Source organism: Agrobacterium genomosp. 13 str. CFBP 6927 (assembly GCA_900012615.1).
In the GTDB taxonomy this organism is placed as follows: domain Bacteria; phylum Pseudomonadota; class Alphaproteobacteria; order Rhizobiales; family Rhizobiaceae; genus Agrobacterium.
In genome coordinates this window covers 1,144,913-1,156,867 of record LT009756.1, presented here as the reverse complement: position 1 = coordinate 1,156,867, position 11,955 = coordinate 1,144,913, and the positions used below count along the sequence as shown (strand labels likewise).

12 protein-coding genes are annotated in these 11,955 nt (G+C 59.2%); 7 read left to right on the top strand and 5 right to left on the bottom strand.

All coding sequences use genetic code 11. From position 1 onward, the window contains the following. Positions 1 to 47: 47 nt before the first annotated feature. On the bottom strand, positions 48 to 605 hold the full coding sequence (locus AGR13A_RS05770; protein WP_080834142.1) for a methylated-DNA--[protein]-cysteine S-methyltransferase: 558 nt from the start codon (positions 603 to 605) through the stop codon (positions 48 to 50). A gap of 135 nt (positions 606 to 740) precedes the next feature. Then, positions 741 to 1,022 carry a DUF982 domain-containing protein gene (locus AGR13A_RS05765; protein WP_164056191.1) on the bottom strand — a complete coding sequence of 94 codons (282 nt, stop codon included), beginning with the start codon at positions 1,020 to 1,022 and terminating at the stop codon, positions 741 to 743. Between the two features lie 188 nt (positions 1,023 to 1,210). On the opposite strand from AGR13A_RS05765, the gene AGR13A_RS05760 reads away from it, so the two are divergent. From AGR13A_RS05760 to sseA, 4 genes are all read left to right on the top strand, one after another. Continuing rightward, complete coding sequence (locus AGR13A_RS05760; RefSeq protein WP_080834138.1) at positions 1,211 to 2,650, top strand: cryptochrome/photolyase family protein; 1,440 nt, start codon at positions 1,211 to 1,213, stop codon at positions 2,648 to 2,650. A 122-nt stretch (positions 2,651 to 2,772) separates the two neighbouring features. Beyond that, entirely contained in the window at positions 2,773 to 3,810 is a 1,038-nt protein-coding gene (locus AGR13A_RS05755; protein ID WP_035217756.1) for a cysteine synthase A, read from the top strand. 12 nt (positions 3,811 to 3,822) lie between these two features. After that, positions 3,823 to 4,560, top strand: coding sequence for an alanyl-tRNA editing protein (locus AGR13A_RS05750; protein ID WP_080834136.1), 738 nt, complete (start codon positions 3,823 to 3,825; stop codon positions 4,558 to 4,560). Between the two features lie 16 nt (positions 4,561 to 4,576). Next, positions 4,577 to 5,998, top strand: coding sequence for a 3-mercaptopyruvate sulfurtransferase (sseA, locus tag AGR13A_RS05745; protein ID WP_035217758.1), 1,422 nt, complete (start codon positions 4,577 to 4,579; stop codon positions 5,996 to 5,998). A gap of 71 nt (positions 5,999 to 6,069) precedes the next feature. Here the strand turns inward: sseA and AGR13A_RS05740 are convergent, their stop codons facing one another. Further along, positions 6,070 to 6,714 (bottom strand): dihydrofolate reductase family protein, encoded by a 645-nt coding sequence (locus tag AGR13A_RS05740; RefSeq protein ID WP_035218898.1) that lies wholly within the window; start codon positions 6,712 to 6,714, stop codon positions 6,070 to 6,072. A gap of 53 nt (positions 6,715 to 6,767) precedes the next feature. After that, the gene (locus tag AGR13A_RS05735) at positions 6,768 to 7,652 is read right to left on the bottom strand and encodes a DUF4344 domain-containing metallopeptidase (protein WP_035217759.1); all 885 of its coding nucleotides are present in this window, start codon (positions 7,650 to 7,652) and stop codon (positions 6,768 to 6,770) included. Between the two features lie 163 nt (positions 7,653 to 7,815). Between AGR13A_RS05735 and AGR13A_RS05730 the strand changes: the two genes are divergently transcribed. From AGR13A_RS05730 to AGR13A_RS05720, 3 genes are all read left to right on the top strand, one after another. Beyond that, on the top strand, positions 7,816 to 8,283 hold the full coding sequence (locus AGR13A_RS05730) for a DUF1203 domain-containing protein (protein ID WP_035217760.1): 468 nt from the start codon (positions 7,816 to 7,818) through the stop codon (positions 8,281 to 8,283). A 99-nt stretch (positions 8,284 to 8,382) separates the two neighbouring features. Further along, positions 8,383 to 8,718: a PilZ domain-containing protein gene (locus AGR13A_RS05725; protein ID WP_035217761.1), complete on the top strand. Its 336-nt coding sequence runs from the start codon at positions 8,383 to 8,385 to the stop codon at positions 8,716 to 8,718. A gap of 211 nt (positions 8,719 to 8,929) precedes the next feature. Next, positions 8,930 to 10,918 (top strand): bifunctional 2',3'-cyclic-nucleotide 2'-phosphodiesterase/3'-nucleotidase, encoded by a 1,989-nt coding sequence (locus AGR13A_RS05720; RefSeq protein WP_035217762.1) that lies wholly within the window; start codon positions 8,930 to 8,932, stop codon positions 10,916 to 10,918. A gap of 120 nt (positions 10,919 to 11,038) precedes the next feature. On the opposite strand, the gene AGR13A_RS05715 is transcribed toward AGR13A_RS05720, so the two are convergent. Further along, positions 11,039 to 11,593, bottom strand: a complete 555-nt coding sequence (locus AGR13A_RS05715; protein ID WP_035217763.1) for a DUF2087 domain-containing protein — start codon at positions 11,591 to 11,593, stop codon at positions 11,039 to 11,041. Between the last annotated feature and the right edge of the window lie 362 nt (positions 11,594 to 11,955).

The following is an 11,955-nucleotide window of genomic DNA, read 5'->3' as shown; positions in this document are numbered from 1 at the left end:
TGGGCAGAAATCAGACGCCTATTCATGCGCACTGATCTGTCATTGCTTTAAAACAGGCTGCCCTGCGCATCATCCGCGTTGCTGCGGCCGGCATTTTCGAGATCGAGCATGCGCAATTTGGTGTTGGTGCCGCCCGGTGCGGAAAAGCCGCCCAGCCTACCACCCGCAGCCAGAACGCGGTGGCAGGGAATGATGAGCGGCACCGGATTTTTCGCCATCGCCTGTCCGACATCACGGGCCTTTTCCATGCCAAGGCCAAGCGTTTTCACAATGCCGCCATAGGTCGTCGTGCGGCCCCAGCCGATCTGCCGCGCAACGGCGTAAACATCGAGAAAGAAACGATCCTGCCCGGCAAGATCGAGTTCGACGGTGGCAAAATCGATTGCTTCGCCGCTGAAATAGCGGGTGATCATCGCGATCACCTCACGCGTCCGTGTCTCGGGAACAGCGATCGTGGAGGATGGCAGGCGTTTCAGCAGCAGCTTTTCGGTTTCGCCAGCATCAGCGCCGGGCAATTGCAGACGGGCTATGCCACGCCCTGCCCAAGCGAGGCCGCAATGGCCGAGTGCCGTTGGAAAAACAATATAGCCGTAGTGGTTGCTCATTGCCGTCTTGATCCGTCATTTCGCCTGCACGATGCCATATCCTGCGTTCGAAACAACCCGTTTCCTGCCCCTGAATGACGAAGGCCACCCGGTTCTGGCGGGTGGCCTCTCTGGTTTCGGTCCTGAAAATGCGGATCAGGATGCGATCTTATTCTGTTCCTCCGCTTTGTCCTCCATCAGGCATTGCGCCTGGCGGCTTGCGGCAACGAAGGCGGTGCGGGCGATTTCTCCTGCCACATCGCCCATCAGCGAGGAACGGCACAGGCGCAGGGCCTGTTCATGCGCTTTGCCACCGCGTTCCGGCCATTCGTGCTGTAAAAAATCGAAGGCTTCGTAAACGCCGTTGAAAATCCGGGGAGCACCGTTTTCAAGGGAGATGGTAACGGGCTTTTCCCACTTAACGTCATTCAGCAACATTGATTGCACTTCCATGCTCTATTAACCCGCGACAAACGCCGGCTCCTCCAGTTGGTTCCCTTCACCTGCGGTTTCAAGGTCGAAAAAATAACCCTCGAGAAACCATGTGCCCCATCTTCCCATTCTAGCTGATTTGCGGAACAAAGCGTTTCAACACTCGTTCAAGCGGAAGTGAACCGGGTCTTTTCATGCCGACAGAATCCTCTCCCGTCATCGTCTGGTTCCGCAAGGACCTGCGCCTTGCGGACAATCTCGCCCTGCTTGCGGCGCTCGAACACGGCGGCCCCGTGATACCGCTTTATATAAGGGAGAAATCCTCCGGGCCGCTGGGCTGTGCACAGGAATGGTGGCTTCACCACTCGCTGGCCGCCCTAGCCTCCGCGCTGGAAAAAACCGGTAGCCGTCTGCTGCTCGCAAGCGGCGACGCCGAAGAGACGTTACGCCATGTGATAACCGAAACCGGTGCCGACACAGTGTTCTGGAACCGCCGCTACGATCCGGCGGGCATGGCGACGGACAAGGCACTGAAACAGACGCTGAGGGACGACGGCCTGACGGTTCAAAGCTTTGCCGGCCATCTGCTGCATGAACCATCCCGGGTACAGACAAAATCCGGCGGGCCCTACCGGGTCTATACCCCCTTTTGGCGGGCGCTGGAGGGCGGTGAGGAGCCACATGCGCCGGCGGATGCGCCGAAGAGGCTGAAAGCACCGGACACTTGGCCTCAATCAGAGAAACTCAACGATTGGAAGCTCCTGCCATCCAAACCGGACTGGGCCAAGGATTTCAGCGAAATATGGACCCCGGGCGAAATTAGTGCGCGGGAGAGACTCGACGATTTCATTGATGGCGCCTTGAAGGGTTATGAAGAAGGCCGTGATTTTCCGGCAAAGGATGCCACCTCGCTGCTTGCACCACATCTGGCTCTCGGCGAAATATCGCCCGCCGCCGTCTGGCACGCGACGAAAGGCCTCTCACGCCATATCGCCTCCAACGATATCAGCCGCTTCCGCAAGGAGCTCGTCTGGCGGGAATTCTGCTACCACCTGCTGTTTCACTTTCCCGAACTGGACGAAAAAAACTGGAACGACAGTTTCGACGCCTTCGGCTGGCGGGATGATGAAGAAGCCTTCGAGGCCTGGACGCGCGGCATGACGGGATACCCCATCGTCGATGCCGGCATGCGGCAATTGTGGAAACACGGCACCATGCACAATCGGGTGCGCATGATCGTGGCCTCCTTCCTCATCAAACATCTGCTGATCGACTGGCGGAAGGGTGAAAAATGGTTTCGCGACACGCTTGTGGATGCCGACCCGGCTTCCAATGCCGCCAACTGGCAATGGGTGGCGGGTTCGGGCGCGGACGCCTCGCCGTTTTTCCGCATCTTCAACCCCATCCTGCAGGGCGAAAAATTCGATGGCGATGGCGATTATGTGCGCCGCTTCGTGCCCGAACTCGAAAAGCTCGAGCGGAAATTCATCCACAAGCCGTTCGAAGCACCGAAAGAAGTGTTGAAAAAGGCGGGCATCGAGCTTGGCAAGACCTATCCGTTGCCGATCATTGACCACGGAAAAGCGCGTGAAAGAGCGCTTGCGGCCTATGCCGACGTCAAGAAGAACGCATAAAATTGGGTATCGGCAAAATTTTGCGTGGCTAAGCCAAAGCCGGGAAGATAATTTCTTGCCTTGAGGCGGTTGTAACGGGACATAACGGCACCTAATTTCCGCTCAGACAAGAAGGCTCAATCATGACCATTCATCCCTCTGCGCTCAGTGCTATCGGCAACACGCCGCTCATCCGTCTGAAAGCCGCCTCGGAAGCGACGGGGTGTGAAATCCTCGGCAAGGCGGAATTCCTCAATCCCGGTCAATCGGTGAAGGATCGCGCGGCGCTCTATATCATCCGCGACGCCGAGCGGCGCGGTCAGTTGCGACCGGGCGGCACCATTGTGGAGGGTACTGCGGGCAATACCGGCATTGGTCTGTCGCTGGTCGCCAATGCGCTGGGCTACAAGACGGTCATCGTCATTCCCGAGACGCAGAGCCAGGAAAAGAAGGACGCTCTGAAGCTTCTCGGCGCCAAGCTGGTCGAGGTTCCGGCAGCCCCCTATTCCAATCCGAACAATTACGTGAAGGTTTCCGGCCGGCTGGCAAAACAGCTCGCCGCGACCGATGAAAACGGCGCGATCTGGGCCAACCAGTTCGACAATATCGCCAACCGGCAGGCCCACATCGAAACGACGGCGCCTGAGATCTGGGACCAGACGGATGGCAAGGTCGATGGCTTCATATGCTCGGTCGGTTCCGGTGGGACGCTTGCGGGCGTGGCCGATGGCCTTCGCGATTTCAACCCTGACATCAAGATCGGCCTTGCCGATCCCGAGGGTGCGGCCCTCTATGAATTTTACAAGCACGGCGTGCTGAAATCGGAAGGATCTTCCATCACCGAAGGCATCGGACAGGGGCGCATCACCGCCAATCTGGAAGGTTTTACACCAGACTTCTCCTATCGCATTTCGGATGCGGAAGCGCTGCCGGTGCTGTTCGACCTGGTCACAAAAGAGGGCCTTTGCCTTGGCGGCTCCTCGGGTATCAACATTGCCGGCGCAATCCGTCTTGCCCGCGAGCTTGGTCCGGGGCATACAATCGTGACGATACTGTGCGACTACGGCAATCGTTATCAGTCGAAGCTGTTCAACCCGGATTTCCTGCGCTCCAAGGGGCTTCCCATTCCGCAGTGGCTGGCGACGAAAAGCGAGATTGCGGTTCCGTACGAAACCGTTTGAGGACATGCCGAAATGCCTGTGAATGCCCTGTTCCGTGACGATTTTTATCTTTCCACCGCAGAAGCGATCGTCACGGCGGTGCATGAGGATGGCGGCATAGAGCTAGACCAGACATGCTTTTACGCCACCTCCGGCGGCCAGCCGGGCGATAGCGGTTTTCTCGAGCGGGCCGATGGTTCGCGCATCGAACTCGGCATCACCAGAAACGGCGCCGACAAGAGCGTGATCGTCCATGTGCCGCTCGAAGGCCAGCCTTCCCCCGAGATCGGCGAAAAACTGACCCTGCATGTGGACTGGCCGCGTCGTTACAAGCTGATGCGGATGCATACCGCCTGCCATCTGCTATCCGTCGTTTGCCAGTGGCCGATTACCGGAGCCGCCGTCGGCGAGGACGAATCGCGTGTCGATTTCGACATGTCCGAGACCATCGACAAGGACGAGGTGACGGCAAAGCTGATGGAGCTGGTGAAAGCCAACCATCCCGTTTTCCTGCAATGGATCACCGACGAGGAGCTGCAGGCCAATCCGGGCATCGTCAAATCCAAGAATGTGCGCCCACCGATGGGCCTTGGTCGGGTCAGCCTCGTCTGCATCGGCGAAAATTCCAGCATCGACAGCCAGCCCTGCGGCGGCACCCATGTTTCCGAAACGCAGGAAGTGGGCGATATTCACATTGCCAAGATAGAAAAGAAGGGCAAGGAGAACAGGCGGTTCCGCATTCGTTTCGGCGCGCCTGAAGCTGTTGCCTGAGATTGGGAGAAACATCGTGAGCACGGATAAGAGCCGTTTCGTCGTTTCGGCGGACTGGGTGGAAAAGCAGCTCGGCACGGCCGGGTTTCGTGTCGTTGATGCCTCCTGGTATCTGCCGGCGCACAAGCGCAACGGCGCGGAAGAATTCGCAGCCGGCCATCTGCCCGGTGCGGTATTCTTCGATCAGGACAAGATCGCCGATCATACCACCGGCCTGCCGCATTCCCTGCCCTCGCCGGAATTCTTCGCGGAACAGGCCGGTGCGCTTGGCCTCAGCGATACGGATACGATCGTGGTCTATGACGGCCCCGGCTTCTTTTCCGCGCCGCGCGTGTGGTGGATGCTGCGGGTGATGGGCGTGCGCAAGGCCTATGTGCTGGATGGTGGTCTCGACGGCTGGAAGCGCGAAGGCCGGCCGCTTGAAACCGGCACGCCGGAGATTGCACCCGCCACCTTCACGCCTGACTTCAACGAGAAGCGCGTGACTTCCCTGTCGACCATGCGCGGCATCGTCGACAGCGGCGAAAAGCAGATCGCCGATGCCCGTGGCGCCGGCCGCTTCACCGGCGACGAGGCCGAGCCGCGTGCCGGCATGCGCTCTGGCCATATGCCCGGCGCACGCAGCCTGCCGGCCACTGCCTTTTCCGAAAACGGCCATTTCAAAGACCTTACCGCCATCCGCAAGATGGTCGCCGATGCGGGCATCGACCTCAGCAAGCCGGTCGTCACCAGCTGCGGCTCGGGCGTCACCGCCGCCGTCATCACCTTGGCGCTGGAATCACTCGGCCACCGGGACAATTCGCTCTATGACGGTTCCTGGTCAGAATGGGGCGGACTGGAAGATACGCCTGTCGTCACCGGCCCCGCCGAGCCTGTCCCGCTGGTATCGCATGGCCCTTTGAAGGCGCATGTCACACAGCTGGAAATGACTGCTCCGCCGAAGGTCAGCCTGCCGATCCCCGTCAACATCCAGACGGCGCTGATGCGGGTTACCGATATTCCCCTGCACTTCTATCGTTATATTTACTGGCGGGTGGGAAAACGCTGGCACTGGCAAAAACGCATGCGCATGAGCGATGCGGAACTCTCCGCCGTCCTCAAGGACCCCAAGAACAGCGTCACGGTTCTTTACATGAACGGCGCGCCTGCCGGTTTCTTCGAGCTGAACAAGGCGAACGACGAGGTGACCGAGCTTTCCTATTTCGGGCTTCTCGAAGAGGCGATCGGCGCGGGTGTCGGCAAGTGGTTCCTGTTGCAGGCGCTTTACGCCGCCTGGCAGGACAATCCCAAACGCGTGACGGTGACAACCAATACGCTTGACCATCCGCGGGCGCTGCAGCTTTACCAGATGATGGGTTTTTCGCCTGTCGGCACCTATGAGGCCTGGGTGGAGCCGCTTTCCGATACCGAGCTTCTGGAAATCTCGCTGCGCAATTGAGGTTTCGGCCTATACAAACGCCTCCTCATTCCTGTGCCTGTCACAGGAATGAGAGTGGAGAGACGCTGCATTCATGCCTTGTCGATGACGAGATGTGTGGCCCCCTCGCCCGATATCGTCTCCGTGCAGCGATAACCGAGCGCAGGTAAATCCAGCCCTTCGAACAGATGTTCTCCCTTTCCAAGGAAAACCGGCGCAAGCGCCAGATGCAATTCGTCGATCATGCCCCCGGCCATATATTGCCGGATGGTGGAAACGCCGCCGCCGATGCGGACATCCTTGCCGTCAGCGGCGGTGAGCGCCATGTCCAGAGCGGCCTCGATGCCTTTGGTGACGAAATGGAAAACAGTGCCGCCCTTCATCGTAAACGATGGGCGCTCATGGTGCGTCAACACGAAAACCGGAACGTGATAGGGTGGCTCATCGCCCCACCAGCCCTTCCAGTTATCATCCGGCCAGGCGCCGCGGATAGGGCCGAACATGTTGCGCCCCAAAATCCAGGCGCCGATATTTTCAAAACTTTTCTCGGAGAATTTCTCATCCGTGCCGGTCGAACCGCCTTCCTTGCCGAACATGCGGTGAAAGGTGCGGGTCTTGAACGCCCATTGGTGCAGCTCTTTGCCGTTCACGCCCAGCGGGTTCTGCAGGCTCTGGTCCGGCCCGGCACCATATCCGTCAAGCGAGATAGCGAAATTGCGAACGACGACCTTCGGCATGGCACTTTCCTCCATCATTCAGGAGGCTGGATCGCCAGCGCCGGCAATCTGCCTCAGATTTCTCTTTCCAGATTGACCGCCGTCGGAATTTGTCCGCCAGCAGCGCCCTTGTCTTCCGTAACAGTGTTCAGGAGATGATCGGCGATCAGCTCCGCCTGGAATTTGCCAAGCTCGTAGCAATAGGTGATCTCGCGCTTTTCCGCGGACCAGTAGACATCGGGGCGGCCACAGGACTTTGCCGTCAGCTTGACGTCGCCCTTGAGGCCATAACCGCCGAAACTTCGGCTGATGAGATCGAGAACCTTCGATTCCTTGACCATGATGGCATAGGGTTCAAGTTCAGGGTCACGCGGCGGCACATAGCTGACGGAAAATCTTGACGGTGTCTGGCTGCGGTGGGGCGCCAGAAAATTCTCCCAGGCCGAAGCGACGCCCGGATAGGCGGCGGCGCATTTGCCGAATTCGGCATTGTCCAGCCCCATCATCGCGGCAAGATCGCCATAACCGTCCTTGTCGCGGCCGACCATCAGGCAGGCCATGTTGCGGTCGCGGCTTCTGTCGGGCACCAGCGCGGAAAAGACCGGCGCTTCGTGATCGGGCAAGGTCTCCGCCTCGCGCGCCAGATACCAGCTGTCGGTGGCGTTGACGAGCGCGGTATCGAGCCATTCCTCATTGGCCTGGAGGATGAGCGTGCCCGCCAGCTGATCGGCAGGAGCCTGGACGCTGCCGGTATCCGGGGTTCCGAAATCCGAGATCAGCATGCGCGCACCCTCGTGGTAGAGCGAGAAGATTGCGTTGCCGATAACGAAATTGACCGCCTGCTGCAGCTGCTCGTCGGACAGGCCGTCGAGACCGGAGGCGACCTGCGCGTTCGCCTCAATCGGAGCCGTCAACGAAACGAAAGCCAGCGGAACGGCGGCCAGAAAACGACGGAACATAAAATCAGACCTTCCGGGATCGAGGAGCGTCACTGATTCCCGATGCTAACGAAACACGCAATGGGCTGGTTGCATCACCCCTCAAGAATCGGGTGGATAGTGTCCTGTTTCGAGATCATAGCTGCAAAGAAGCAACGCCCATCCGAACCGGGAGGACCCCACCATGACCAATCTCGTTTTTACAGCAATGCCGGCTAAGGATGCCGAGGCTTTCCGGGCGGGTGCTGCCGACGCCTATGGCAACCCGCCGGAGAAGGCCGTTTCTCCGGGCGGCATGCCGTGCCGTCATTGCCTCTCCCAGATCAATCAGGGTGAAGGCATGCTAATCCTCGCCTACCGGCCCTTTCCCTCGCTCCAACCCTATGCCGAAACGGGTCCGATCTTTCTTCACGCTGAGGCCTGTAAGCGATATCCGCAGACGGATGCCGTTCCCCCGATGCTCGACAGCCCCGATTATATCGTTCGCGGATATGGCAGCGACGACAGGATCGTCTACGGCACCGGCGCCGTGACAGCGACAGGCGATATTGTCGCACGCGCCGAACATCTCCTGAGCCGCACCGATATCGCTTATGTACATGTGCGCTCTGCCCGGAACAATTGTTACCAGTGCCGTATCGATACAGCATAATCGCAAGATTACCTGCAATTTTAACTGATGAACTAAACGGGCTTCAAGCTTTATGCGTCATGGTTGGGGCATCGGAAACAAATTGATTTGAGCAGCAAAATGGCAAACAACCTCAACATAGTGACCCGCGCCGCGCCCCGGAGCAAGACTAGGATCTTTGCGACCGTGCATTACTTCAGCCAGTCGACCCGAGGCCGCGTGCTGGACCTGTCGGCCACCGGCATGGCGCTCGAACTGGACGGGCCTTTCGCGGCCGCCAAGGGTAGCCGGGTCAAGGTGCAAAGCGAGGATCTGGGCTTCATCGAGGGTGAGGTGCAATGGCAGCATCAAAACCGCCTCGGCCTGCAGCTGAAGCTTTCCACCAATACGCTGGCGCAGCTCTCCTCCTATTTCCGCTTCTTCCATGAAGAAGTGAAGCCGACGCTCGCGCGTTAAGCCACTGGTTTTCGAAATCGGAATGCGCCGAGCGAACGCAGCGCATTCCCTTGCGATGGCGCATGCGGCGCAGTCGTGACAAAAAATTTATCAAACGGTTGAAAACAGGCCTCTCCGTCACCGGCCTGTCATTTTGATGATGGACTCCTCGGCGATTGCTTCTACCTTGTCGTCTTCCATGACAGAGCAAGCTTCATCCGAAGGAGTTCCCATGTCGTCGCTTCTCGCTCTCCACCCCATCAGCCGCCGTTCGCTTCTCAGCGGCATTGCCGCCTCCTCAGCGCTGGTGATGCTGCACCCGTTTGCCGCGCGTGCGGCCGCCAATCAGGCGCATCTGCGCATCATGGAAACGACTGACATCCATGTTCACGTCTTTCCCTATGATTATTACGCCGACAAGCCGAACGACACGATGGGGCTGGCGCGCACCGCCTCGATCATCGGCACCATCCGTGCCGAAGCCGGAAATTCGATGCTGGTGGATAATGGCGACTTCCTGCAGGGCAATCCGCTCGGCGACTATATCGCCTATGAGCGCGGCATGAAGGCTGGCGACAAGCATCCTGTCATCAACGCCATGAACGTGCTGGGCTACGACTGCGGCACGCTTGGCAACCACGAATTCAACTACGGCCTCGATTATATGTCGAACACGCTGGCGGGAGCGGGTTTCCCCTATGTCTGCGCCAACCTCACCAAGGGCCAGCTTGCTTCCGATCCGAAGAACGACGAATTGTTCTTCAAGCCCTATGTCATTCTGGAGAAGCAGATCCGCGACGGTGCGGGCGTCACCAGCCCGGTCAAGGTCGGAATCATCGGCTTCGTGCCGCCGCAGATCATGATGTGGGATTCCAAGAACCTCGAGGGCAAAGCGCAGACGCGCGACATCGTCGAGGCGGCGAAAGCCTGGGTGCCGGTCATGAAGGAAGAAGGCGCAGATATCGTCATCGCGCTGTCCCATTCCGGCATCGACGGCAAGGGTCAGACCGAGCGCATGGAAAATGCCTCTCTCTATCTGGCGGGCGTCGAAGGCATCGACGCGATCTTCACCGGCCACCAGCATCTGGTCTTCCCCGGTCCGAAGACCTGGGACGGTATCGAGGGCGTCGATGCCGTCAAGGGCACCTTGCAGGGCAAGCCTGCCGTGATGGCGGGTTTCTGGGGTTCGCATATGGGCCTGATCGACCTGCTGCTCGAAAAGGATGGCAAGAGCTGGAAGATCGTCGATTTCACTTCCGAAGCCCGGCCGATCTATCACCGCGATGAAAACCGCAAGGTCGTTGCCGATTTTACCGACAAGCCGGAGGTCATCGCCGCCGCCAAGGCCGATCACGAAGCCGCCCTCGCTTATGTGCGCCGCCCGGTGGGCAAGACGTCCGCCCCGCTCTATTCCTATTTCGCACTGGTGGCCGACGATCCCTCCGTACAGATCGTCTCCAATGCCCAGACCTGGTACATCAAGGACATGCTGAAGGAAGGTCAATATAAGGACCTGCCCGTGCTTTCGGCAGCAGCCCCCTTCAAGTCCGGCGGTCGCGGCGGCGCGGATTATTATACCGATGTCCCCGCCGGTGACATTGCCATCAAGAATGTCGCCGACCTCTATCTTTACCCCAACACCGTGCAGGCGGTGCTGATCAACGGCGCGCAGGTCAAGAACTGGCTGGAAATGTCGGCGGGCATGTTCAACACTGTCGAGGCTGGCGCCAAGGACGCGCCGCTGCTCAATGCGGATTTTCCGTCCTATAATTTCGATGTCATCGACGGTGTCACGTATCAGATCGACATTTCCAAACCGGCGAAATTCGACAAGGACGGCAAGGCGGTCAACCCGGACAGCAATCGCATCGTCAACCTGCAATTTGAAGGCAAGCCGATCGATCCCGAGCAGAAATTCGTGGTGGCGACCAATAATTACCGGGCGAGCGGCGGCGGCAAATTCCCGGATATTGCCGCCGACAAGGTGATCTTCGTGGCCCCCGACACCAACCGCGACGTGATCGTGCGCTATATCATCGATCAGGGCACCATCAACCCGTCTGCGGATGCCAACTGGTCCTTCGCGCCGGTTGCCAATACCTCGGCAATCTTCGAAACCGGCCCGAAAGGCCGCCACTATGCGGCCGATATCAAGGGCGCGAAGATCGAGGATGCCGGTGAAGGCGCGGAAGGTTTCGCGAAATTCCGTCTGGTTCTCTAGGGATTGCAGCCCTCCCGGCGCATTCACGCCGGGAGGGCAAACTTGCTCACCACGCCTCCATCAACTCGACGTCGTCCTCGGGCTTGATGAAAGCCTGTCAGCCACATCGCTGACTATTCCTCAATCACGGCCAACCACAGCGCGTAGCAGCAGCGGCAGTTCCGCCGGTGGCTTCTGCTCGATGCGCCGATAGTCGCTGCCGTCGCGGTTGCGGCGGATGAGCCGCAGGCCGACCATGTCACGCCGAAGCATCGCAGCATCCCGAAAGAGATGCAGACCATCCAGAAAGCCGCTGAATTCGCGTTCGGAGAAACTGCGGCCGGCCGGGATTTTCGCCCAGAAATACCAGAGGCATAATTCCTGCTGGGATCGGCGGGCGGGCCATTGCATCAACCGGCCGTCGCCATCGAAAATCCGCGCGGTCTTCAGCACCCTGCCCTCATTGGCGGCGGGCATTGTCTCCGCTCGTGTCTGCGGTAACGGAGGCCCGCTTTCGGCGGATGGCGTGCGTGACGCACGCAGATGCTGGAAATTGCGGAACCCGGCAGCGCGGCTTAGAAGATTGAGCATCTCCACATGGCTTGGCTGGCGGTCCAGCCGGCCGATCTGTTCGCGGAGCGATTTGGCAAAGGTCGAGACGTCGGCAATATCAATGGAAAGAATCGAACGTGGCATGACTTACCCTCAAGTGCCATTCCGAAACGGTGTCGCTGATCGCCGGCTTCCGACAAGGCACGGGATAAGTGCTGTCAATCTTTCCAAATGCAGGTTTAGCTTCCCTTGCGGGACGGCGATGCCTCGGTGAACTGCTGACCGTGGGTCACGTATAGGCAGGCCGGTCGCTTGCGTCAATTGGTGTTGCCTGGGGCTTGGTGCCGAGATTGCTGCCTTTTTTTCTTCTCCCCGTTGGGGAGAAGGTGGCCCAAAGGGTCGGATGAGGGGGCAAGCTCTCGGTTTATTACGAACGTTGCTCTCTCTCTCTCTCTCTCGCGCGACGCGCGACGCGACGACGACGACGTACGTACGTACGTACGTAC

Bases quoted from the DNA above. Each gene is read 5' to 3' on its own strand.
- AGR13A_RS05725 (WP_035217761.1), top strand. From the start codon at position 8,383: ATGGCAAACAACCTCAACATAGTGACCCGCGCCGCGCCCCGGAGCAAG.
- AGR13A_RS05770 (WP_080834142.1), bottom strand. From the start codon at position 605: ATGAGCAACCACTACGGCTATATTGTTTTTCCAACGGCACTCGGCCAT.
- AGR13A_RS05755 (WP_035217756.1), top strand. From the start codon at position 2,773: ATGACCATTCATCCCTCTGCGCTCAGTGCTATCGGCAACACGCCGCTC.
- AGR13A_RS05765 (WP_164056191.1), bottom strand. From the start codon at position 1,022: ATGTTGCTGAATGACGTTAAGTGGGAAAAGCCCGTTACCATCTCCCTT.
- AGR13A_RS05740 (WP_035218898.1), bottom strand. From the start codon at position 6,714: ATGCCGAAGGTCGTCGTTCGCAATTTCGCTATCTCGCTTGACGGATAT.
- AGR13A_RS05730 (WP_035217760.1), top strand. From the start codon at position 7,816: ATGACCAATCTCGTTTTTACAGCAATGCCGGCTAAGGATGCCGAGGCT.
- AGR13A_RS05735 (WP_035217759.1), bottom strand. From the start codon at position 7,652: ATGTTCCGTCGTTTTCTGGCCGCCGTTCCGCTGGCTTTCGTTTCGTTG.
- AGR13A_RS05715 (WP_035217763.1), bottom strand. From the start codon at position 11,593: ATGCCACGTTCGATTCTTTCCATTGATATTGCCGACGTCTCGACCTTT.
- AGR13A_RS05750 (WP_080834136.1), top strand. From the start codon at position 3,823: ATGCCTGTGAATGCCCTGTTCCGTGACGATTTTTATCTTTCCACCGCA.
- AGR13A_RS05720 (WP_035217762.1), top strand. From the start codon at position 8,930: ATGTCGTCGCTTCTCGCTCTCCACCCCATCAGCCGCCGTTCGCTTCTC.
- AGR13A_RS05760 (WP_080834138.1), top strand. From the start codon at position 1,211: ATGCCGACAGAATCCTCTCCCGTCATCGTCTGGTTCCGCAAGGACCTG.